Below are 21,943 nucleotides of genomic sequence, written 5' to 3' on the forward strand. Positions count from 1 at the left end.
GCAACAAATTAATTATACAACCTATCTATTTTGCAACTTTTATATTAAAACCTGCAAAATAACGCTCAACCAGCAATTGAGTTGTCGCTTTATCAGGAATTTTCTTTCTGCTTTGCCTGTAGCTCAATTAGGTGTTAACTAATGAAAGAAATATGATCTTTGTTGTTTATTAAGGCCATGCAACGCTATGAAATTAGTGACAAGACCCGGCAGCGTGTCTTTGAACTACTGCTCGGCAAATCCACCAATGCCTGACGCACGGCCCAAAACAACAGCCAGTTCCTAAGAGCATACTTTAGCTTGAGTAACTGGCCGTGCCCCCTTCCAAGGCCTTATAGAGCGCTACTGCCCCTAGCTACTCGTTAGCAAATGATTTGCTGCTAGGCTGTGAAAGGTGTGAGGGAGCACGTGTTCGGAGCATTTCCTTGAGCTCCTCCACCGTCTGCAGCATTTCAGAGTTAGCGTCTTTGACTGGAAACTTTTTGAAGGGCTATTCTAATTCAACTGTTTACTTTAATTACCATTCAGTGCCGTCAAAGAGAAGTCCATCAACCTCTCTAACACCAATGGATCACTAAGAGAAATGGTAAAAGAACAGGGATTGATCCTTGCCGTCTCAGCATGTAGCATCAGAAGGGAAGTGCTAGCAGGCTCACCTTAAGCGTGATGACCTAATAAGGTGGTAAGCATCCTGTCTGCCACAACCGCAGGATTCACCGGCATAAAGTATTTGAGGAGATCGCCGCCCGGGGCAAAGCCTCGCCTGGCTGGTTCTATGGCCTCAAGCTGCACTTGGTAACCAACCAGCACGGTGAACCGATCCGCTTTCTCATCACACCGGCCAACGTGGCAGACAACAATCCAAAGGTGCTCTCGCTGCTGCTCACCGGGCTCAAATGCAAGTGCTACGGCGACAAAGGGCATTTGTCTTCTTTACTGGAAGAGCTGCTGGAAGAGAGCCTGCACCTGGTGGCCAGACTCCGCAGGAACATGAAAAACATGCTCATCACCCTGCAGGACAAAATGGGCCTGCTCAAAAGGGGCAGGCATCGAGGGTGCCAACGGCATTTTGATGAGTGTCTGTGACATCGACCACACGCCACACAAACCCGCTCAACGCCTTTGCCTAGATTTTCTCCGGACTTCACTGCCTATACCTTTCTGGAGCAGCAGAACAGGCAATTTAAACCTGCCAGAATTAATGCCTAATGCCCGAGTTCACGTTATCGATAACAAAACATTACAACTGTTAATCATGGGGTCCCTGGTTCGAGCCCAGGAGGGGGAGCAGAAGCCACTCAGAAATGAGTGGTTTTTTTGTTTTCGATCAAATCTTGCCTACTCTTCTTTAGCAGCCTTTCTTCACTTCCTGCTAACCTTTTTACCGCCTATACAGTAACAGTAACATGGCAATATTATCATATTTCGCCCTGGCTGTTATGTTGTCATCTAAGCTTTAGCCAGCGGTTTCACTAAAAGATAAAACTATGAAGAATATAAGACCTTACCTGATGACACTGCTTGTGCTGCTCACCTTTACCATGAGTAGTTGCGAAGTGATAGGAGACATATTTAAAGCGGGCATGTGGACTGCTTTAATTATCATCGTGCTGATCGTGCTGCTTGTTGGCTGGCTTTTCAGAAAATTCAGAAGATAAGTGTAACAGCTATAAAACAGAAGAGGAGCTCTAGTTAGTAGAGCTCCTCTTCTGTTTTATAGCTGTTATCGTTTTTACCTCGAGCGCTTCGGCATTGTACCTAGTATATAATCCCAAAGCGGCGATGATACACCAAAAGCTTTCTCATGATCTTTGTAGTGATGGATGCTGTGGTTAATCCAAAGCTGCTTCAGGAAGTTCTTTGGTGGCGGATAAGCATGCACAATGTAATGCACCAACAGGTACATAGCATAGCCAAACAAGACACCAGCCACCACTCCAAACACAAACGTGCCAAAAAATACCTTAAAAATAAAGAAGAAAGCAGAAGCATAAAGTATACTTACAACCGGAGGCATGGCCAGGCGCTTTTTATCTTTCGGAAAATCGTGGTGGTTGCCATGGAACAGGTACTGCAGCCTTGCTTTGAAAGGCGTATCTGTACCCATATGGAATACGTAGCGGTGCGCCAGGTACTCAATAAGTGTGAAAATAAACCAGCCTAAAAAGAAAAACCCAATAGCTTCAAGTATATTAATGAAGCTATGCGTGATTCCATAGTATAGAAGTCCTACTGCTATGATAAGAAATATAGAAATTGGTAAGGCGATGTGCGTTCTGGTCATTTTCTCCAGAATCGGATTCTTGAAGAGCTGTGCACTTCCTTTATGATTTGGTTTCATAATTTAGATTTGCTGTATTCTTTTAACGCTGCAAAAATACTTAAATTTTAAGATGAAGCCACTTAATAATGCTTCACACCTTAAAGTATAACGGGTATGCAAACTATAAGTTGAGAAGCTGCACCATCCTTTCTATGCATTGCTCACTTGCCTGCAGCACATGTGTTGCGCGGTCGTAGAACTGCTTTCGGTAGTCTAATGTTTTAGCTAAAAAAGAAATTAAATCTGTTTCACTTTTGCCTGTGAGCAATGGCCGCTCCTCCTGCCCCTGGGCTATCAACCTGCTGCTCAAAACATTAATCGAAACATCTAAAAAAATACTTATCCCATACTGGTTGATAAAGTCTATGTTATCAAAAAAGCAGGGAGCACCGCCACCTGTAGAGATCACCGCTTGCTCATACTGCTCAACCAGTTCTTCCAGAGCTTTTCGTTCCAGTACTCTAAAATAATCCTGCCCCTGCTGCTCAAAAATCTGTGCTATACTTTGCCCCTGCTGCTGCACAATGTACTCATCCAGGTCTATGAAAGTATAGCCTAGGTGCTGCGCCAGCTGTCGCCCCAAAGTGGTTTTGCCACTCCCCATCATACCGATTAAAAAGATGAGCATCTTTTATAGTTGTGAATTAGAAATTGTGAATTGGTGATATTTTTTAAACGACAAGGAAAGCTTGGGCTGTAGCAAATATGAACGAAACAAAAGTAGTTCTCCAAAGAAGCCGGAACTACAATCTATGGAAGCATAATTTCTAATTCATAATTGGCGAATCGCCAACAAAGCTCTAGTCCAGCTTTACCCGTGGGTCCAGCAAAGTATAAAGCAGATCTACAAGTATGTTGATGAGCACGAACAGGAAAGCCACAAAAAGCGTAGAGCCCATCACAAGCGGGAAGTCCAGGTTCTGTACAGCTTGTAGGGTTACTGAACCCAAGCCCTTCCAGTTAAAGATATACTCGATAAAGAAAGCACCTGCCATAAGCGAGGCCAACCAACCTGATATAGCCGTTACCACAGGGTTTAAAGCGTTCTTAAGCGCATGCCCGGCAATAACGCTATACCTGCTCAAGCCTTTGGCCCGTGCCGTTCGGATGTAGTCCTGCGACATTACATCCAGCATAGAGCTGCGCGTAAGCTGCACGATAATAGCCAACGGACGAATGCCTAACGCAATAGCTGGCAGCAGCAGGTTGCGCAGCATCAGCTGTTTTCCCTCAAAGGCATCTATCTCATACAACTGGCCTGTCAGGCTTAGTCCTGTCCAGTCGCTCCAGTAATACCCGAAGGTGATGGCGATAAGTATAGCAGCCACAAATGATGGCACCGAGATACCGAGCACAGAGCCCGTGACTAACGTATGGTCGAGGGTACTATGAGGCCGTAACGAAGCCAGCACCCCGAACAGTATTCCGAACACGGTAGCAATAAGCATGGCAGCCGCGGCAAGCCAGAGCGTTCCGCTAAAATGATCGAGCAAAATTTCGGTTACGCTTTTGTTGCTTTGGAAAGAACGGCGCAGGTAAGGCGTTTTCCACACCAGCACATCATTGCCAAAATCGACCAAAGTGTTATACTCATACTTCTCCAGGTTTGCCTCTGTATCCTCGTGCACTGATACCGGCGATACATCATTGATGTAGTATAGCAGTTGCAATGGTAGCGGCTTGTCCAGGCCCAGGTCCTTTGTGATGGCCTCGCGTGTGGAAAGGTCGGAGCGTTGGCCCGCCAGCAGCGCCACCGGGTCACCGGGCAACACATTGAACAGGAAAAATATCGCCACCAGCACACCCAGCATGATCAGCAGGCCATGCCCTAATCGGCTACATATAAATCCTATCAGTTTCATGTATGATGTTTGATTGCTTCTAAAGCCAGAATTTTGCTTTCCTTAACGAGGTGCTACTCCTCCGGTGCCAGCAGTTCCTGCACTTCTTCCAGTTCTGGGGTATCGTTGTGGTGCCATTTGCCTTTCACGGTACCATCCTGCAACAGCACAATGCCGGGATTAGAGCGGATAATCGTTTTCAGTACTGTTCCATCGCCAAAGTAGTATGGCGCCGCCAGGTTTACCTCATGCCGGAACACCTCAAAATCCTGGGTGCTGCTGCTGGTAACAACCAACGGTGTAATGCCAGCTTTTTCAGCGGCTTTCACCAGCGCGTTTATACTTGCTATGTTTTGCTGATCAGCCTTTGCCACGCTCTGCACAAGAATCAGAAGTTTGTTTCCATTAAGCACTTCCTGCGTATGATCACCCTCGTTGTTCCAAACGTTGAAGTCTGTGATCTTAGGGCCATCTTCCGGGTTTACTGCCACCATTTCTTTAAAAGTATAGGTGGTATCCATCGGGTATTCCTCGAATTCTTCTTCGTCACCGTCTTTCACCATAATGTACTTGTAGCGCAACGGAGCTGACGACTTCATGAGCGTAGGGATATGGTTTCCTACTTTGTAGGCGCGGAAGTCGATGTACGGCAGGTGCTCATAAGCATACCAGCCAACTATAACAGCTAAAGCTGTTGTTATGATAATGATGATAGCGCCGGATGCAGGTCGCATAAACGGCTCCAGGTACCGCTGTGTAAAAAGCAGCACCACAATCATCACCAGCAACACGATATCTTTTGTGAACGACTCCCACGGGGTAAGCACAATGGCATCTCCGAAACAGCCGCAATCAGTTACTTTATTGTAGAAGGCCGAATAAAATGTTAGGAAGGTGAACAACACAATCATCACCAACAACAGCCACAGCACCACCTTTAACTTATACCGCACCAGCAGGGCCACACCCAACACAATTTCAGAAGCACTGAGGAATATAGAAAGAAACAGCGCATACGGCTCAAAGCTCTTAAAGAAGGGGGCAATATCCGTGGAGAATACCTCGAAATACTCCTCTAGCTTGATCGCTGTACCCACAGGATCGTTCAGCTTAATCAGGCCTGAGAATATGAACAACACTCCGACAAAAAGCCAGAAAAACTTACTTATAAACTTCATCAACTTAAGTTAAGGAATTAGAAAGTCAAAGGATTAATCAGCGCATTGCATAGCTATACTCCCGCAACCTGAGCGCTGCCACAGCAACAACAAAGCTTACTTTACCTGTTCCGCAAAACCAGATTTAATCAAGGCAAAAACGGCATAGTTGATCATATCGCGGTAGTTTGCCTCCACACCCTCTGATATCAGGGTATGGCCTTCGTTATCCTCTATTTGCTTCGTACGAAAGAGCTTCATCAGAATAATATCGGTAATGGAGCTTACCCGCATATCACGCCAAGCCTCGCCATAGTCATGGTTTTTGGCCGTCAACAGTTTCAGGTTTTCCTCGATATGATGCGTATACTCGCGCTCCACTTCCTCCGAAGAAAGGCTCATGGGTGCATCCGCAGTCAGGTGCAGCTGCATCAGGGCAATAACGCAGTAGTTAATAATACCGATGAACTCTCCGTTGATGTCATCTTCCACCAGCTGCTTTCCCTTTTCCTGAATCGAGCGGATACGCTGTGCTTTGATAAAGATCTGATCAGTGATAGACGGAAGCCGCAGCACGCGCCAGGCGGTGCCGTAGTCTTTGGTCTTCTTCACAAATGTATCCTTGCAGCGCTGTACTACCTGATTATATTCCTGCTGTGTTTGACTAATCAACTTTTTAGCTTTAATTTTAAAATTAATTGACCCGGATGACTACATTGGAAGCGAAAGATACGCTTTTTAAGAAAAAATACACACTAAACTGCCGCGGAAAGCTGCTGTCGCTGGAGGTGCCTTTGGTAATGGGCATTCTTAACCTTACTCCTGATTCTTTTTACGCTGGCAGCCGCCTTAGCTCTACAGAGGAGGCTGTTTCTAAAGCAGCGCAAATGCTTGCCGATGGTGCCGACATTCTGGACATTGGCGGGTACAGCAGTCGCCCCGGAGCCACTGATATTTCAGCGCAGGAGGAGACAGCACGTGTTGTTCCGGTTATAGAAGCTATTCATAAGAACTTCCCCAAGGCGATTATTTCCGTAGATACGTTTAGAGCTAGCGTAGCCGAGGCAAGTATAGCCGCCGGTGCCTCTATTATTAATGATATTTCGGGTGGCACTTTGGATGAGGCTATGTTTGAGACTGCAGCCAAGCTTCAGGTACCTTATATACTGATGCACATGCGCGGCACTCCGCAAACCATGGCAAGTATGGCGAAGTATGAGGATGTGGTAGTGGAGGTGCTTGATGAGCTACAGGGGCAGTTGGCCAAGCTGCAAGCGCTTGGTGTAAAAGACATTATCCTGGATCCTGGCTTTGGTTTTGCCAAAACAGTGGAACATAACTTTGAATTACTTCGCCGTTTAGAGGAATTGCGTATCTTAGGCCTGCCTGTACTTGCTGGTATGTCCCGGAAGTCAATGGTGTATAAAGCGCTGGGGATAGCGCAAACAGATGCGCTAACAGGCACAATAGCTGTAAACACTGTTGCGTTGATGAAAGGTGCCGACATTTTACGGGTACACGACGTAAAAGAAGCTAATCAAACAATTATACTTTTAGAGAAAACAAAACCTTGATTTTTTTATTCAGCATAGGATTTTTAGAGATTGAGCTGCTAGATATCATTGATATTCTGCTCGTAACAGTACTGCTGTATCAGCTCTACAAGCTGCTGACGGGTAGTGTGGCGCTAAAAATCTTTCTGGGTCTTCTCTCTGTTTACTTGCTGTACCTGGTGGTGCGTGCCGCCGGCATGGAGTTGCTGAGCATTATACTTGGCCAGTTTATGGGTGTGGGTGTTCTGGCTGCCATCATCCTTTTCCAGCCTGAAATTCGCCGCTTTCTGCTATTAATCGGCAAAACCACTGCCTTTAATAACGATCGCTTTTTCCGAGGATTCCCGTGGCGCCGGGAACAAAGCGATAAATTAAGCCTTACTCCTTTTATTGAGGCCTCTAAAACACTGGCAGGCAAAAACACAGGAGCACTTATTGTATTTGCCAAAAGCTCAGAACTTAAATACTACGCCGAGTCTGGTGACTTGATTGATGCTGTTATTTCGAAGCGCCTGCTCATGGCTATCTTCAACAAACATAGCCCGCTGCACGACGGCGCTGTAATCATATCTGGTAACCGTATTAAAGCTGCCCGTTGCATACTTCCGGTGTCAGAAAACCAGGAAATACCTGCCTCTATGGGTTTGCGCCACCGTGCCGCTATTGGCTTAACCGAAATTACAGATAGCATTGTACTGGTGGTATCGGAGGAGACTGGCCAGATAGCTTTGGTGCGCAACGGCGAGGCCTATCGTAATTTGTCTTCCGCAGATCTGCGCGTAAAGCTGAACCAGTTCCTGTTTGATACAGACCAGAAACCAGCTGCTGCTGTTTCAGAGAAGTCTATCAGCGCAGCTTAGTAGCTCAGGCAGATAGTCTCTATCTAACCTTTTCTCCTGTAGAAGTATAGCACGAGCACGTACACCACACCTAGTGGCACCAATATACTATAAGCTTTAAATAAATTGACCTCCCTATGCAGAGACAGTAACAAGGGGCTCAGCAGCACTCCACTAAAAACTCCGGCTAGTATGGCGCGCAATAGTAGCTTCTTCAGCGTAGCACCGCCAGAAGCTGTTGTATCAACAGACTGCCTCATAAACAAATTGTAGCTTTGATATGTAGTACGAGCTGCGTTTATATCCTCCTCTCCTTTCTATACCACACCAGCCAATAAGTAGCAACACCAAGTGCAGGTATAAGCCAGAGTATCACCATCCAGATAAGGCGGGAGCCAACAGGATAATCAGACTTAAAAATCAGGTGAATAAGCGCTATAATAACCAGCAGGTAATTTAGCGTAACAAGCAAAAATATAGCAGGGTATCGGGCTAAAAGCTCCATAAATTAAAACAAGGTTTCACTTACAAACCATATTAAATACAGCAGGGCCGGTGCAATCAGCAGCAGGATAGTGCCAAAATGGATGCGCGTCCACTGCGGGTTCAGCAGCATACTTAAGTACGCTTCCACAGAAAGCAGCAAAGAAAAGTAAAAGGCAATCTGCAACAACGTGTACACAATATCAACTTCGCCACGCATATCCGCTGTTGTATAAGCCAGGAACGAGATAACCATCCACGACAGCACCGTCCCCAACAATACCTGCCCCGGCTTTATTTTTATATGATTCATACTATAGAAGCACCCTAAGTTTGATACAAGTTATAAAAAAACAAAGCCACTCCCATAGCAGGAGTGGCTTTTCTATACTTTAGCGGCAAGTTATACTTACTTGATCACACCAAGTTCTTTACCTACTTCCACAAAAGCAGCAATACACTTATCAATATGCTCCTGATCGTGCACGGCTGATAGCTGCACACGGATTCGTGCCTGTCCTTTTGGCACTACCGGATAATAGAAACCGATTACGTAAATGCCTTTATCCAGCATACGGGCGGCAAACTCCTGTGCCAGCGGCGCATCGTATAGCATTACCGGCACAATCGGATGGTCGCCTGGTTTAATGTCAAAGCCAGCCTCTGTGATTTTCTCACGGAAGTATTTAGTGTTCCACTCCAGCTTATCGCGCAGCTCAGTTGTAGCACTTAGTGTATCCAGCACAGCAATAGAAGCTCCTACAATAGATGGAGCCAGTGAGTTAGAGAACAAGTACGGGCGAGAGCGCTGGCGCAGCATGTCAATTACCTCTTTGCGGCCAGAGGTAAAACCACCCATCGCACCACCAAGCGCTTTGCCCAAAGTGCCTGTTATGATATCCACTTTGCCCATAACGTTGTGGTACTCGTGCGTACCACGGCCTGTTTTACCCATAAAGCCAGTAGAGTGCGAATCGTCTACCAGCAACACAGCGTTATACTTGTCTGCCAGCGCTACAATTTTATCTAGCTGCGCTACAGTACCATCCATCGAGAAAGCACCATCTGTTACGATTACACGGTGTTTGGCACTTTGCGCCTCCTGCAGCTTCGCCTCCAGGTCAGCCATATTGTTGTGCTCATAACGGAAGCGTTGCGCTTTGCACAAACGAATACCGTCGATGATAGAGGCGTGATTCAGTGTATCAGAAATGATGGCTGATTCCGCATCGAACAGAGGCTCAAATACACCACCGTTGGCATCAAAAGCAGCAGCATAAAGTATGGTATCCTCTGTGCCCAGAAACTCCGATAGTTTGCGTTCGAGCTCTTTATGAATATCCTGCGTGCCGCAGATAAAGCGTACGGAGCTCATACCATAACCGTGCGTATCGATGGCGGCTTTTGCAGCCTCAATTACTTTTGGATGAGCCGAGAGGCCCAGGTAGTTATTAGCGCAGAAATTAAGCACATGCTGCATCTTTGTTGTATCGATGTCAGCACCCTGAGGTGTAGTGATAATGCGTTCCTGTTTATACAAACCTGCCTCTTTTATCTCGGCAAGCTGCTGTTCTAGGTCTGGTTTTAGCGTTTCGTACATAGTTTCGTTTATCGTTATGCGTTGTTCGTTTTAAGTTTATTTACTCTCCGGTTGCTTCCGGGCCGGCATCAGGCTTTGGCGGCGGGCGACGTATGATCGGCCTCGGCCTTGGCGGCTTTGGCGATGGCTGCTGCTCGTTTGATGCTGTCGGCTGTGATGGCTCCTGCGGTTGCTCCGACTCTTCCTTAGGTTGAGTTATACTTGCCTCTGCCGGATTAGATGCTTCTTCCGTAGGTTTCTGCAAGGCTACAGGCCGTTTGATAACAGGCCTTGGCCTTGGAGGTTTAGGTGTATCTTCTGCGGAAGCAGCGGGTGTTGCTGTGGAAGTATCTGGTTTGCCTTGCTCTTGCGCTACGGGCTGTTTTTCCTGCTCTTCCGTAGGTTTCTGCAAGGCTACAGGCCGTTTTATAACCGGGCGCGGACGTGCAGGCTTAGCAGGTTCTTCGGTAGCTGAAGTTGCCTGCTCCTCTACTTGCTCATCAGGCTTCTGCAAAACTGCTGGCCGCTTTATTACCGGCCTCGGCCGTGGTGGTGTAGGCTTATCCACAGCAGGACTTTCAGCTTGAGGCTGCTCCTCCTGCTGCTCTTTGGCTTCAGGCGCAGAATGCTGGAGCGCTGCTGGTCGCTTTATCACTGGCCTTGGCCTGGCTGCCTTGGCTGGCACTTCCTCTAAAGCAGGCTTGCTACCTTCTTCTGATAGTGGCTTAGCTTGCTCTTCAGCTGATTGCTGCAAGGCGTCCGGTCGCTTTATTACCGGCCTCGGGCGCGCCGCTGGCTTCACCTCCTCGGGCGCTTCTGTTTTCTCTTCGTCATCGGCCCCAGTTGCATCCGGGTTTGGTTTGGCTATAACAGGCCGCTTTACGACAGGCCTTGGCCGTGGCGCTGCTGGTGTAGCTTCCTCTTTGCTTTCATCGGAGGCCGTTGCCTTTTCTGTAGTTTCTTCTGCTGGCTTGCGTATAAAGGCTGGTCTTTTGATAACAGGCTTTGGGGTGCTTTCTTCTTTTGCTGGCGCTTCTTCGGATGATGTATTAGCTGCTACTGCACTCGTAGCTGGCTTGGGAGCAACCACCCTTTTAACAGCGGCTGGGCGCGGCGCGGCTACTGGTTCAGCTTTTGGTATATCCTCCTCGGCAAGATGGTAATGCAGGCGCACATCGTTTAAAATCATCTTTACCTGCACCTGAAAGCTGTTCGGATGCATTTGGGTATACATCTCCCGCCACGCTGCAAAGCGCGCAGGTTCAGAGGCCTCAAAGGCCACTTTATTTATACGCTTCTTTACCAGGTACTCGTCAAATGTCATGCTATCTGGACCTTGCTACCTCAAACATGCCGCAATTTACGGTTTCAAACCCAAACGGGCTATGCTGCCACCGCTTCTTCGTACAGCTATCTTTACAAAGATAAGAATTTCCGTTTGTAGCGGCAGGCTTAGATTACCACTACTTTAACAGTGTTATATAATCATCAAGTCTGCTACTCCCCCTTTCGTACCCGCTATAGCCGCTTTACCTTTGTTGCCAAGGTGAATAATGGTTAGTTAGATTAGTTAAGCGAAGACGCTTGCCGCTGGCAGGCGTCTTCTTTCTTTCTGCACCCATCTAATAGCTGACCTGCCTGCACCTTATCTTGTGAAGTATAATTTTTTGGATTGCACTGAAATCGGTTACTTTGTGCAAAGATTAAAATTAGCTTATGGCAAACACAAGTGACACGGTATTAGTGATAGGTGCCTGCGGGCAATTAGGCTCAGAACTCACCATGGAGCTGCGCCAGATGTACGGCAACGCAAATGTAGTGGCAGCAGATATTGCACCACCCAAACATGCTGAGCTGCTCGAGTCCGGCCCTTTTGAGAAGGTGGATGTGCTAGATACCAAGGTGCTGGCTGACCTGGCTTCGAAGTATAAATTTAAGCAGATATACCACCTGGCAGCCGTACTTTCGGCTACTGGCGAGAAGAACCCAAAATTTGCCTGGAAGCTGAACATGGATGGCCTTTTTAATGTGCTGGACCTGGCTCTGGAGCAAAAAACAGGTAAAGTATACTGGCCTAGCTCTATTGCCTGCTTTGGCCCAAGCACCCCGCGCCAAAACACCCCGCAGCAAACCATCATGGATCCGAATACAGTGTACGGCATCAGCAAACAGGCAGGTGAGCGCTGGTGCGAGTACTACTTCCAGAAGTATGGTCTGGACGTGCGCAGCCTTCGTTACCCTGGCTTGATCGGCTATAAAGCCTTACCAGGTGGCGGCACGACGGATTATGCAGTAGATATCTATCACAAAGCTTTAGAGGGAGAGACCTTTGAGTGCTTCCTGAGCGAGGACACGTACCTGCCAATGATGTATATGCCAGATGCCCTAAAGGCTACGCTGGACCTGATGCATGCACCGGCAGAGCAGATTAAAGTACGTGACTCCTACAACCTGAGCGCTATGAGCTTCTCTCCAAAAGAGATAGCCGCTTCTATTAAAAATCATATACCTGATTTTCAAATTACTTATAAGCCAGACTCACGCCAGCAAATTGCTGACTCATGGCCACAAAGTATAGACGACAGCGCAGCGCAGCAGGATTGGGGCTGGAGCCCGAACTATAACCTGAATGCCATGACCGAGGACATGCTTCTGAACCTGAAAAAGATGAAGCAGGAGCAGGCAGTATAAAGCTATAAGTATAAATTAAAGAGGAGGCGATGCGAAAGTATCGCCTTTCTTTTTGCCAATACGTGGGCTGCAGCTAAAAAATATTTTTTAACGTGTACAAGTCATCCTGCTCATCTAAAAATCCCGTATGTCCAGAACTATGATTGTAAACACAATACCAGAAGGCTGGGAGGTGATATACCAGCAGGCACATGGCATGCTGGCAGCACAGCTGGCCTATCATCTAAAGCCGGAGCTGCAATGTAAGAACTGGGTAGATACGCTTGTAGCCATTGCCAACCACGACAACCGCCAGCATACCTGGCGGGGCAAAGACGGGCTTACTCCTGCAGGAGCCCCTGCAGACTTCACGCTGCAGCCCAACACGCTGGAGCAGGCAAAAAAGCTGATGCACGATGTGCGTTTCCAAAGCCGGTGGGTCGCCTTACTCACATCTATGCACATGAGCTACCTCTACGAGAGCCGCCGCGGTGAGAGTAAAGCCACTAACGCCTTTTTGAATGACCAGCAGGAGCTACAGAAAAGCTGCCGTGAAAGTCTGCAACAGTCTTTGAAAGAAACTCAACAAGCCTACGCTATTATGCAATGGTGCGACCGGCTCTCGCTTATACTTTGCCGCAACGAGCTGCCTGCCGATGAGCGCCAGCTGGAAATCACCACCGGCCCCGACGGGAAGCCATACTTTCTGCAGCAACAGCAGCAGCGCTGGATAAAGGTAGAGCCATGGCCTTTTGCAGCACAGCAACTGGAGGTGCAGGTAGAATACAGAGTACTGAGGCAACTACAATTTAAAAACGATGGGGAACTGGCCAAGGCTTTACATCAGGCAGAGGTGAAGTATAAAAAATGGTTATTAAAAGCCGCTTAAGCAAGTCAACAGAGTTGAAGAAAATCTCCTAAACCTCTAATTTCTTTCGCCCTTGCTCAATAGCACGCCACTTGTTTTTTTAAGGCATCCATTTAACCAAATATACTCGCACTACGTCTATACTTCAGGAGGAGAGGCTATGTAAATTTAGGAGAAACCAAAATGATGACTATTACAGAATCTAACGACAACGACTTAAGAAGACTGATCTTTGATAAAGAAAGGGTAGTTGTAAAATTTGTGGATGAGACATGTCCACTCTGTAAAGCGCTGGCACCTGCCTTTGCACGTTTCTCCACTGACCCTACCTTCAAACACATAACTTTTGTGCGAATGAATGCTGCTGAGAATCCTGTATCCAGCAAAGAAGTTAAAATGAGCGGCACGCCTTTCTTCGCCATCTACCGCCATGCCACTCTTGTAGACTGCGGTATCATCTCCACTGAAGAGGCCCTTAAAGAGCTTTTGCTGAAGCTGAAGTAACTCTGTCGCAATTTTTTACGGAACGTCTATCCCTCTATAGCTGTTGTAAAAAACCTGTGCTAACTTGCGCCGTTTTTTATCAACATACCCCGTGAACATAAAATATACCTTTTCACTACCCGTACTGCTGCTAACAGCGGCAATTAGCTTTATCACGCCCGGCTGCTCCAGCACAGAAAAACTGAATACTTCCGCTCCGGCTGCTACCACATCTGGCACTGGCATGTATAAGCCACAGCTTTCCTCTATCTCTGTGCCTGTTTCTGTGTCTATCGCAGCCATGGAAGAGAGGCTGAACCAGGAACTGGCCGGCGTGCTTTACAAAGACACTAACCTGGATGATGATAATGTTGCGGTCACCGTAACGAAGAAAGGCCGCATGACCATCCGTGCCGAAAAAGACAAGATTTACTTTTCGGTGCCGCTGCACATTTACGCCAAAGGCCGCTGGAAGTGGGACCCTTGCAAATTTTGCCCGGCCGTTGATAAGTCTGAAGACACCAGCTTCGACATGGTCATCAAAACAGAAAGCAAAGTTGGCCTGACAGATGACTACCGCATCAACACCGTAACAAGTGGTGATTTTGAGTGGGGCAGCACAAAGCCTGTTCTGGCCCTTGGCCCGCTTAAGATTGGCCTTGCCCGTTTTGTAGAGCCTGCCCTGCGCAACCAAATGAGCAACCTGTCGCAGCAATTAGACAAAGAACTCCAGAACCACCTCAACCTGAAAAAGTATGTATCAGAGGCCTGGGTGATGCTACAGGAGCCTGTAAAGCTGGATGATGACATGAACGCCTGGCTAACTGTTGTACCCAAGGAGGTACGCATGGCTCCGCTACAGGCTAAGAACGGAACGCTGAACACCCGCCTCGGTATTACATCTTATATTACTGTAACCACTAATGGAAAGCCACAGGTGCAGCTAAACAAGACCCTGCCGAAGCTGATTGTAGACAGCCGCATGAATGACGAGATACAGGTGGGCCTTACAGCCAATATCCCTTATGCACATGCCAGCAAACTGCTACAGGAACAAGTGGCGAAGCAGACCTATAAGTTTGATGGCGGCAAAAGCCAGATAACTGTGAATGATGCCGCCATCACGCCTAGTGGTGAGCAATTAATACTAATGCTGGACGTAAACGGCAAAACGAAGGCTGGCCTGTTCACCAAGAAGATTGTTGGGAAATTATACCTGCGCGGCACACCATACTATGATGCCGAAACTGCCTCCATCAAAGTGCGTGACATAGACTATGACCTGGAAACAAAAGACAGACTGTTGAGTACTGCCAGCTGGCTAGCCAAGAACAAGTTTAAGGACATGATACAACAACAGGTAAACATACCTGTAAAAGGTGAGCTGGAGAATGCTAAAAAGATGCTGCAGGCTTCGCTGGACAAACAGAGCCGGGTGCATGAGTCGGTGCTACTGCGCGGCAGCATCAAAGAAATCACGCCAGATAATATCTACCTGACACCTGAGGGAATCAAGACAGTAGTTAATGCCAAAGGCACGCTGACTGCTACGATTGATAAATTTTAAGAGAGACGTTAGATGCTAGATATTAGACGCTAGACTTTCTTCAGGTGTATATATAAAGAAGGGAGCTGCTAAAATGATAGCAACCCCCTTCTTTATATATGATTTTGTCTAAAATCTAATATCTAGCATCCAACTAAAGCTTCTCCACCGGCACAGGGCTGTTAAACACTTTATCCGGCACGTTGGCGGGTGCCGCGATATGAAACAGCTCAAAATCGCTTTGAGGGTTGCTGCGGTCGCTAGCCAGTTTAATCTTACCGTAGTCCTGGTAGTTGCTCCAGCGACGGGTAAAAGCCGGTTCTGCATCATCAAACTTCCTAAAGAACGCCCACTGCGTTACCAACCCTTTGTCTCTATCTACCCATACATGGTATTTGTTTTGCGGCGTAAGCCCTACTTCTTCAAATGTCATCTGTAGTATGTCGGCTTTTGCCCCGTCTATTGTCTCTCCTTCGCCCACATGTTTAAGCGCTACGCCCGGGTCCTGCAACTTAAAGGGCATCACAAGCCAATAAGAATTATTTATCCAAAGCGCATAAGCACGATCCAGCATCTTCTGCTTTTCGGCAGGCTCTACTATCTCCTGCCCTGCCACATATACTTTGCCATCCTTTGTTTGTGTGTCTATCACAGCAATTAAGCTGTCTTTTTCCCAGCGGAAGCGGTTCTGCGCCTTATCCCATATCTGGTATTGGTCATTAAATGTCCAGGCGAGGTAGCGGGTATTGTTCCAGTTCTTCTGGCCTCCCATGTTTTTCATCACTTTATCGGCAATGGCTTTGGCATCTGATTGCTGTGCAGAGGCTGTCCAAAGCGGCAGTGTTAACAGAAACAGGCAAAGTAGTGATTTCAGCAGTTTGTGAGAGGCCATAGGCTTAATTTAAATGTATGCCCTAAGATACGAATTTACTTATACAGAGGATGCTGCCGTTGCTGCGCTTCACTGGATTTTCAACCCAACAAGGAAAAGCGCCGTATTCAAAGCCACAACAGCAACAGACAAAGCGCCGATGGCTAACTATACATTTAAAGGAATTTTTGAGCTGCTTAAAGATTCAGGTTCAGAGTTCATGGAAAATAACTCGTTGCGATTAGGAGCAGCATTGGCTTTTAACGCAATTTTCTCTATCCCCCCCCTGCTACTGATTATCATAAAGGCGGCAGGTTATTTTTTCGGAGAAAAAGCTGTATCCGGTGAGTTAGAGAACCAGGTTGCTACCGCAGTGGGCCCACAGGCAGCTGGAGAAGTGCAGACGATGGTACAGAATGCCAGCATGAACGATTCATCTGGTTGGGCACTTTGGGTAGGAATCGGAACGCTTATTTTTGCTTCCACCACATTCTTTGTAACGCTGCAGCAATCACTTAACAGTGTCTGGAACTTAAAGGTTAAGCCCACGAGCGGCATCTTACGCATGGCAAAAGAACGTCTCTTTTCTTTCGGGCTAATACTGAGTATTTCGCTGCTCATGCTAATCTCTCTTATACTTAGTGCCGCCGTGTCTGTTTTAAGCGGCTACCTTTCGGACCTGCTGCCTGGTATTGGGGTTTGGGTGATAAAACTCATAGACTTTGCTTTGTCTGTAGGGTTAATTACACTTTTGTTCGGACTGATCTTCAAATACCTTCCTGATGGCATTATCCGCTGGAAAGATACCCTCATTGGCGCCTTGATTACAGCCATTCTATTTACAATAGGCAAGTTTTTAATTAGCTGGTATATTGGCACCTCTGACCCTGGCTCTGCCTATGGTGCAGCCGGTTCTATCATCATTATACTTATCTGGATTTATTACTCTTCGATGATTGTGTTTTTCGGAGCTGAATTTACACAGCAATACGCCAGCAAATATGGCGTACCGGTTGTTCCGAAACCACATGCCGTATTTGTGGAAGAACGCGAGGTAGTAGACACTCCTGCAAAACGAGAAGGCACAGGAAGGCCTCCAGCTGAAGGCAGGTTTGCAGGTTGATCTTGTGGCACGCGTTGCATGTATCAGGTAGCACGATTTCCTGCATTACCCATAAAAGCCAAAAGCGGCTCCTGCCATACTTGCAGGAGCCGCTTTTGGCTTTTGTTTTAAGAATAGCTGAACTTTCATTTGTCTTGCTACCTGATACGTGTGTCGTGATACGTTTACGCCGGTTGCTTTTCTTTTACGGCTAGCTGCCCGCAGGCGGCATCGATGTCTTTGCCACGGCTGCGACGTACGTTTACCTGAAGGCCACGGTCGGCCAGGTAGTAGATAAACGCTTGCAGACGATCATCATCCGTATTCACGAAATCAGCGTTCTCGATCGGGTTATACTCAATCAGGTTGATCTTGCATGGGATAATTTTAGAGAAGCGCAGCAGCTCTTCGGCATCCTGCAGGGTATCGTTAAAGTTATCGAACACGATGTACTCATACGTTACCTTGCGGCCCGTTACCTCGTGGTAGTGCTTCAGGGCATCCTTTATAGCCTCCAACGAGTTGGTCTCGTTAATCGGCATGATCTGGTTACGCTTCTCGTCGTTGGCTGCGTGCAGCGATAGCGCCAGGTTTGCTTTCACCCCATCATCCGCCATCTTCTTGATCATTTTGGCAATACCGGCTGTACTTACTGTAATGCGGCGTGCGGCCATACCTAAGCCATCGTGCGCAGTGATGCGCTCAATACTTTTCATCACGTTGGCATAGTTCAGCATCGGCTCACCCATACCCATGTACACAATGTTTGAGAGTGGCTGACCGTACTGGCGCAGGCTCTGCTCATTTATGCGAACTACCTGATCATAAATTTCGGCGGCATCAAGGTTACGCACACGATCCATGTAGCCGGTAGCGCAGAACTTGCACGTAAGCGAGCAGCCTACCTGGCTACTGACACAGGCGGTTTTGCGCTCATCATGCGGTATCAGTACGCCCTCTACAATGTTCGCATCATGTAGTTTGAAGGCAGATTTAATGGTACCGTCGTTGCTTATCTGCTCCGTAGCCACCTGCACCGAATTGATAGAAAAGTGCATATCCAGCTTCTCGCGCAGCGCCAGGCTCACGTTGTTCATCTCCGTAAACGACTGGGCAGAGTGCTTCCAGAGCCACTCATATACTTGTTTGGCACGAAAAGGCTTCTCGCCCTGTTCCACAAACCAAGCCTTCAGGTCGTCCAGTGTTAGCTTCCGGATGTCCTTCTTATTCAGGATATTTATATCTGCAATCAAAGTCATACTGCAAAATTACAAAAATCCTCAGGCTTTAGTTTCAATCTTTTGCTTTACTTCAGCGGGCAGGCTCATTAGTTTCCGTTCTTTGTAGTTAAAACACAGCATACCCGTCTTGGCACGGGCCACATCTTTGCCGTTTTGGTTGCTGATGTGATAGGTGATGTCAAAACCATACTTGTTCAGGTCGCTGAAAGCCATCTTTATATGTAGCACATCGCCGTAAAAGCCCTCGCCCTTATACTCAATAGCCACATCAGCCATAATCATACTGGCACCGCCTAAATCCAGTTCGCTCCAGCCAAAACTGGACAGCAGCTGCATACGCGCCTCATGTATGATAGAAAGCAGTGCATCGTTGCCGAGGTGATTTCCGTAATTGAGGTCGGTAACGCGCACCGGTATCTGCGCTGTGAAGTGCGTGTGTTCCGGAATGTATACTTGTATTCTTGCCATTTTAAGTATAATTAGCGGCAGCAAAGCTGTAACACGAGCCATATGCCGCACGCTATCTTTAAATTTTATTTTCTGAAGCTAATATATTGCAGCCTCTATGCTGCAATGTGTACATTTGTAATGTAATACAAAAACCATGCATCTCGAAATACGACAGACCAAGGACGGCTCTAATACCCTTTACGTACCCGAACTAAACGAGCATTACCACTCAGTACACGGAGCCATGCAGGAGTCGCAGCACGTGTTTATCAAGCACGGGCTGGAGTATATGCTGGAGCAGAAAAAGGATTTAAAGATTCTGGAAGTTGGGTTTGGCACTGGTCTGAATGCCATACTTACGTTTCCGGCAGCGCAGGCTAAAAAAGCTTTTATCCAATACGATAGCCTGGAGAAGTTTCCGCTAACAGAGGCTGTGGTGCAGCAGCTGCATTACGAGCACATCATCCTGAACCCGGAACTGTACGACACTTTCCTGAAGCTGCACAACGCACCCTGGAACGAACCGATAGATATCATCCCATACTTTACGCTGCAGAAGATACACGAAACGCTGGAGGAATTCCTGCCGCCGCTATCGTACTACGACATTGTGTACTTTGATGCCTTTGCACCGGAGAAGCAACCAGAACTGTGGTCAGATGCTATGTTCGAAAAGCTGTTCACTGCCGTGCGCCCAGGCGGCGTGCTGGTTAGTTATTGCGCCAAAGGTTCGTTTAAGCGCAGCCTTAAAGCTGCTGGCTTTCTTGTAGATGCCTTGCCTGGTCCTCCGGGCAAACGCGAAATGACGCGTGGCATAAAGCCGGTGGTGGAGTAGTTTATACTTCTCTGCTCAGGTCGGCTATCATTTCATCAATTTTTCGGAATTTCTGCCCATACAGCATGCGCACGCTCAGCCGGTAGCCCAGTATGCATATACCTGAAAAGAGCAGCGTGCAAAGGGCAAGTAAAATTAAGCTCGCCTGCCTGCTTTCGGGGCTCAGAAATTCTTCCATCGGTATGCCTGCTACTTCCACTGAAAACAGCAGCATCGGCACACCAATCAGCAAAGTTGCAAGACCTATTACCCAGGTATAGTGCCTGATCATGGTTGTAGCCATACTTCTAAAGTCGGTCAGGTAGGCCAGCACATTATCCTGTAGCTCTACCTGCTGCAGTCTCTTCAGCATTTTCTCGTTGTAGAAGTATAATAAGGCAAAAACTCCAGTCAGAAATATGGCGAAGCTGTAGAAGCCTAACCACACCAAAGCAGCTACTACAACTATGGCAACAAAAGGCAACGCGCGCTGGTCGGCTCTGGCGGTTTTGTTAATCTTGTCGATCAGGTTTTCGGATTCTCTGTGCATCATTTCATTCATTTTTTGTGGTGATAAATTCATTTGCTGTTTTCCGGAGCCCTTGCTCCAGATGCTTTTAAACTCGTCCGTATTATCCATGGATCAGTTGCTTTAATGTGTTCTTGATTCGGTTTACCTTCACGCCAACATGGTTGACTTTTATACCTAATATGTCGGCTATTTCTTTGTAGCTTTTGTCTTCGAGGTAAAGTATAATAATGGCCCTGTCTATTTCTTTCAGTTGTTTGATGGCTGTATAAAGTGCCTGTAGCTGCTCTACCTCTGCTGTATCTGTTTCAGTGGCTGCCATACTTAGCTCCTGCAGGGCAGCAGTCTTCGGCCGCTTCTTTTCCTGCTTAAAATAGGTGAGGCACACGTTCAGCGCCACCCGGTACACCCACGTAGACACAGCAGACTTATCTTCAAAAAAGCTGTGCGAGCGCCAAAGCTGCAGGCATACTTCCTGGAAATAATCTTCGTAGTCTTCTTCGGTATCAGTATAGGCCCGGCATATCTTATTAATAATGCCGGCGTTCTGCCTGATAAACCTGTTGTAGAAATCTATCGTCATGTTTGGCTAAAGGTGTTTGACCAGTTAGTAAGCGCTTAGCTGGTTTTATTACAGCTGGATTTCATTTTATTTTTGACGTATACAAGTATAGCCAACTTTATCGCTGCGGCACGGTTATCTTAGCAGCACAACCAGCAAAAAAATACAGAAATAGATATGGCATCAGAATTTTATCAGCACACGGCAAAGTCACTTCAAGGCAAAGAAGTACCGATGGAGGAGTTTAAAGACAAGGTGGTACTCGTGGTGAACACAGCCAGCCAGTGCGGGCTTACGCCGCAGTACGAGGGGCTAGAGGAGCTTTACCGCAAACACAAAGACGAAGGCTTGGTTATACTTGGCTTCCCCTGCAACCAGTTTGGCAACCAGGAGCCCGGCGGCAAAAAAGAAATAGAAGAAGGCTGCCTGATAAACTATGGTGTCAGCTTTCCGATGTTCGACAAAGTGGACGTAAATGGCGAGAACGCTCATCCAATATTTAAATACCTGAAATCGAACCTGAGTGGGCTTTTTGGAAGTAAGATAAAGTGGAATTTCACGAAGTTTCTGGTTGATGCCGACGGCAAACCTATCAAACGCTTCGCCCCAATCACCAAGCCAGAAAAGATAGAGCCATACATCGAGAAACTGCTGGCGCAGAAGAAGAAATAAGTTAGTAGTACATCAAAAAGCCTCATAACCTATACTTGGTGTGAGGCTTTTTAATGCTTCTTTTCTCCACCCTTTTCGGGCTGTTTGCCAAAGTTATTTTTGCATTCCCTGCAGTCGGTTTACAAAGCAACGCATGCTTGATAGCTGCCCCTCAACTTGGTTAACAACAAATTAAGCACATTGTAGCTTTCTCTTCAGCAATCTTCTTTACAGTGTAAGTCAACGGCCTAAGAAGCACCACTTACAAAAAAGCAGGATTTGTCTTGTGCAAAGCTGAACTATACTTACCTCCTGATGGTTAGCGGTTTTATTGCACTTTTTCACCATAGGCATACTTTGAATTTATAAATAAAGAACTAC

General features: G+C 47.1%; 26 protein-coding genes and 1 pseudogene. 11 read left to right on the forward strand and 16 right to left on the reverse strand.

From position 1 onward, the window contains the following. Positions 1–684: 684 nt before the first annotated feature. Both ACFQ2O_RS08760 and ACFQ2O_RS08765 read left to right on the forward strand, forming a co-directional pair. A pseudogene (locus ACFQ2O_RS08760) lies at positions 685–1,209 on the forward strand (transposase); the annotation flags it as partial. Between the two features lie 278 nt (positions 1,210–1,487). Then, complete coding sequence (locus ACFQ2O_RS08765; protein ID WP_377525849.1) at positions 1,488–1,658, forward strand: hypothetical protein; 171 nt, start codon at positions 1,488–1,490, stop codon at positions 1,656–1,658. A gap of 74 nt (positions 1,659–1,732) precedes the next feature. Here the strand turns inward: ACFQ2O_RS08765 and ACFQ2O_RS08770 are convergent, their stop codons facing one another. From ACFQ2O_RS08770 to ACFQ2O_RS08790, 5 genes are all read right to left on the reverse strand, one after another. Next, entirely contained in the window at positions 1,733–2,341 is a 609-nt protein-coding gene (locus ACFQ2O_RS08770) for a sterol desaturase family protein (protein WP_377525851.1), read from the reverse strand. Positions 2,342–2,444: 103 nt separating this feature from the next. Then, entirely contained in the window at positions 2,445–2,951 is a 507-nt protein-coding gene (locus ACFQ2O_RS08775; RefSeq protein WP_377525853.1) for a shikimate kinase, read from the reverse strand. 172 nt (positions 2,952–3,123) lie between these two features. Further along, the gene (locus ACFQ2O_RS08780) at positions 3,124–4,179 is read right to left on the reverse strand and encodes an ABC transporter permease (protein WP_377525926.1); all 1,056 of its coding nucleotides are present in this window, start codon (positions 4,177–4,179) and stop codon (positions 3,124–3,126) included. 59 nt (positions 4,180–4,238) lie between these two features. Further along, positions 4,239–5,342 (reverse strand): BT_3928 family protein, encoded by a 1,104-nt coding sequence (locus ACFQ2O_RS08785; protein WP_377525857.1) that lies wholly within the window; start codon positions 5,340–5,342, stop codon positions 4,239–4,241. A 96-nt stretch (positions 5,343–5,438) separates the two neighbouring features. Then, positions 5,439–5,993, reverse strand: a complete 555-nt coding sequence (locus ACFQ2O_RS08790) for a DUF1599 domain-containing protein (RefSeq protein WP_377525859.1) — start codon at positions 5,991–5,993, stop codon at positions 5,439–5,441. A gap of 35 nt (positions 5,994–6,028) precedes the next feature. Here ACFQ2O_RS08790 and folP point away from each other — a divergent pair, with 35 nt between their 5' ends. Together folP and cdaA are read left to right on the forward strand one after the other, a co-directional pair. Next, on the forward strand, positions 6,029–6,895 hold the full coding sequence (gene folP, locus ACFQ2O_RS08795) for a dihydropteroate synthase (RefSeq protein ID WP_377525862.1): 867 nt from the start codon (positions 6,029–6,031) through the stop codon (positions 6,893–6,895). After that, positions 6,892–7,734, forward strand: a complete 843-nt coding sequence (gene cdaA / locus ACFQ2O_RS08800) for a diadenylate cyclase CdaA (RefSeq protein ID WP_377525865.1) — start codon at positions 6,892–6,894, stop codon at positions 7,732–7,734. Before folP ends, cdaA begins: the two co-directional genes overlap by 4 nt. Positions 7,735–7,757: 23 nt before the next feature. Here cdaA and ACFQ2O_RS08805 read toward each other — a convergent pair whose 3' ends face one another. The 5 genes from ACFQ2O_RS08805 to ACFQ2O_RS08825 all read right to left on the reverse strand — a co-directional run bounded on the left by ACFQ2O_RS08805 (position 7,758) and on the right by ACFQ2O_RS08825 (position 11,099). Further along, the gene (locus ACFQ2O_RS08805; RefSeq protein ID WP_377525868.1) at positions 7,758–7,973 is read right to left on the reverse strand and encodes a hypothetical protein; all 216 of its coding nucleotides are present in this window, start codon (positions 7,971–7,973) and stop codon (positions 7,758–7,760) included. Between the two features lie 38 nt (positions 7,974–8,011). Then, a complete protein-coding gene (locus ACFQ2O_RS08810) occupies positions 8,012–8,218 on the reverse strand; it encodes a PLDc N-terminal domain-containing protein (protein WP_377525871.1) in 207 nt (68 codons plus the stop codon). A 3-nt stretch (positions 8,219–8,221) separates the two neighbouring features. Beyond that, entirely contained in the window at positions 8,222–8,509 is a 288-nt protein-coding gene (locus ACFQ2O_RS08815; RefSeq protein WP_377525873.1) for a hypothetical protein, read from the reverse strand. A 96-nt stretch (positions 8,510–8,605) separates the two neighbouring features. Further along, positions 8,606–9,796, reverse strand: coding sequence for a glycine C-acetyltransferase (gene kbl, locus ACFQ2O_RS08820; protein ID WP_377525876.1), 1,191 nt, complete (start codon positions 9,794–9,796; stop codon positions 8,606–8,608). A gap of 40 nt (positions 9,797–9,836) precedes the next feature. Further along, positions 9,837–11,099, reverse strand: a complete 1,263-nt coding sequence (locus tag ACFQ2O_RS08825; protein WP_377525879.1) for a hypothetical protein — start codon at positions 11,097–11,099, stop codon at positions 9,837–9,839. Between the two features lie 392 nt (positions 11,100–11,491). Between ACFQ2O_RS08825 and ACFQ2O_RS08830 the strand changes: the two genes are divergently transcribed. The 3 genes from ACFQ2O_RS08830 (at position 11,492) to ACFQ2O_RS08840 (ending at position 13,817) form a co-directional block, all read left to right on the forward strand. After that, positions 11,492–12,466: an NAD-dependent epimerase/dehydratase family protein gene (locus ACFQ2O_RS08830; protein WP_377525881.1), complete on the forward strand. Its 975-nt coding sequence runs from the start codon at positions 11,492–11,494 to the stop codon at positions 12,464–12,466. Between the two features lie 139 nt (positions 12,467–12,605). Beyond that, positions 12,606–13,334, forward strand: coding sequence for a DUF3891 family protein (locus tag ACFQ2O_RS08835; RefSeq protein ID WP_377525884.1), 729 nt, complete (start codon positions 12,606–12,608; stop codon positions 13,332–13,334). A gap of 162 nt (positions 13,335–13,496) precedes the next feature. Continuing rightward, positions 13,497–13,817, forward strand: a complete 321-nt coding sequence (locus tag ACFQ2O_RS08840; RefSeq protein WP_377525886.1) for a thioredoxin family protein — start codon at positions 13,497–13,499, stop codon at positions 13,815–13,817. A 15-nt stretch (positions 13,818–13,832) separates the two neighbouring features. Here ACFQ2O_RS08840 and ACFQ2O_RS08845 read toward each other — a convergent pair whose 3' ends face one another. Beyond that, positions 13,833–14,099, reverse strand: a complete 267-nt coding sequence (locus tag ACFQ2O_RS08845) for a hypothetical protein (protein ID WP_377525888.1) — start codon at positions 14,097–14,099, stop codon at positions 13,833–13,835. On the opposite strand from ACFQ2O_RS08845, the gene ACFQ2O_RS08850 reads away from it, so the two are divergent. Further along, positions 14,098–15,363 (forward strand): DUF4403 family protein, encoded by a 1,266-nt coding sequence (locus ACFQ2O_RS08850; protein ID WP_377525891.1) that lies wholly within the window; start codon positions 14,098–14,100, stop codon positions 15,361–15,363. The two genes, ACFQ2O_RS08845 and ACFQ2O_RS08850, sit on opposite strands and share 2 nt — an antisense overlap. Positions 15,364–15,496: 133 nt before the next feature. Here the strand turns inward: ACFQ2O_RS08850 and ACFQ2O_RS08855 are convergent, their stop codons facing one another. Next, complete coding sequence (locus tag ACFQ2O_RS08855; protein ID WP_377525893.1) at positions 15,497–16,234, reverse strand: DUF6503 family protein; 738 nt, start codon at positions 16,232–16,234, stop codon at positions 15,497–15,499. Between the two features lie 13 nt (positions 16,235–16,247). On the opposite strand from ACFQ2O_RS08855, the gene ACFQ2O_RS08860 reads away from it, so the two are divergent. Then, positions 16,248–17,336 carry a YihY/virulence factor BrkB family protein gene (locus ACFQ2O_RS08860; RefSeq protein ID WP_377525897.1) on the forward strand — a complete coding sequence of 363 codons (1,089 nt, stop codon included), beginning with the start codon at positions 16,248–16,250 and terminating at the stop codon, positions 17,334–17,336. Between the two features lie 164 nt (positions 17,337–17,500). Here ACFQ2O_RS08860 and rlmN read toward each other — a convergent pair whose 3' ends face one another. Together rlmN and ACFQ2O_RS08870 are read right to left on the reverse strand one after the other, a co-directional pair. After that, positions 17,501–18,574 carry a 23S rRNA (adenine(2503)-C(2))-methyltransferase RlmN gene (rlmN, locus tag ACFQ2O_RS08865; protein ID WP_377525901.1) on the reverse strand — a complete coding sequence of 358 codons (1,074 nt, stop codon included), beginning with the start codon at positions 18,572–18,574 and terminating at the stop codon, positions 17,501–17,503. Between the two features lie 21 nt (positions 18,575–18,595). Beyond that, positions 18,596–19,024: an acyl-CoA thioesterase gene (locus ACFQ2O_RS08870; RefSeq protein ID WP_377525906.1), complete on the reverse strand. Its 429-nt coding sequence runs from the start codon at positions 19,022–19,024 to the stop codon at positions 18,596–18,598. 136 nt (positions 19,025–19,160) lie between these two features. Between ACFQ2O_RS08870 and mnmD the strand changes: the two genes are divergently transcribed. Further along, entirely contained in the window at positions 19,161–19,841 is a 681-nt protein-coding gene (mnmD, locus tag ACFQ2O_RS08875; protein ID WP_377525910.1) for a tRNA (5-methylaminomethyl-2-thiouridine)(34)-methyltransferase MnmD, read from the forward strand. Position 19,842: 1 nt separating this feature from the next. Here mnmD and ACFQ2O_RS08880 read toward each other — a convergent pair whose 3' ends face one another. Together ACFQ2O_RS08880 and ACFQ2O_RS08885 are read right to left on the reverse strand one after the other, a co-directional pair. Beyond that, on the reverse strand, positions 19,843–20,460 hold the full coding sequence (locus tag ACFQ2O_RS08880) for a hypothetical protein (protein ID WP_377525913.1): 618 nt from the start codon (positions 20,458–20,460) through the stop codon (positions 19,843–19,845). Then, positions 20,453–20,932, reverse strand: coding sequence for an RNA polymerase sigma factor (locus tag ACFQ2O_RS08885; protein ID WP_377525916.1), 480 nt, complete (start codon positions 20,930–20,932; stop codon positions 20,453–20,455). The genes ACFQ2O_RS08880 and ACFQ2O_RS08885 overlap by 8 nt, the downstream gene beginning before the upstream one ends. Positions 20,933–21,088: 156 nt before the next feature. Between ACFQ2O_RS08885 and ACFQ2O_RS08890 the strand changes: the two genes are divergently transcribed. Beyond that, a complete protein-coding gene (locus tag ACFQ2O_RS08890) occupies positions 21,089–21,583 on the forward strand; it encodes a glutathione peroxidase (protein WP_377525920.1) in 495 nt (164 codons plus the stop codon). The last annotated feature ends 360 nt before the right edge of the window (positions 21,584–21,943 follow it).

Source organism: Pontibacter rugosus, assembly GCF_042678745.1.
GTDB classification, from domain to species: Bacteria; Bacteroidota; Bacteroidia; order Cytophagales; family Hymenobacteraceae; genus Pontibacter; species Pontibacter rugosus.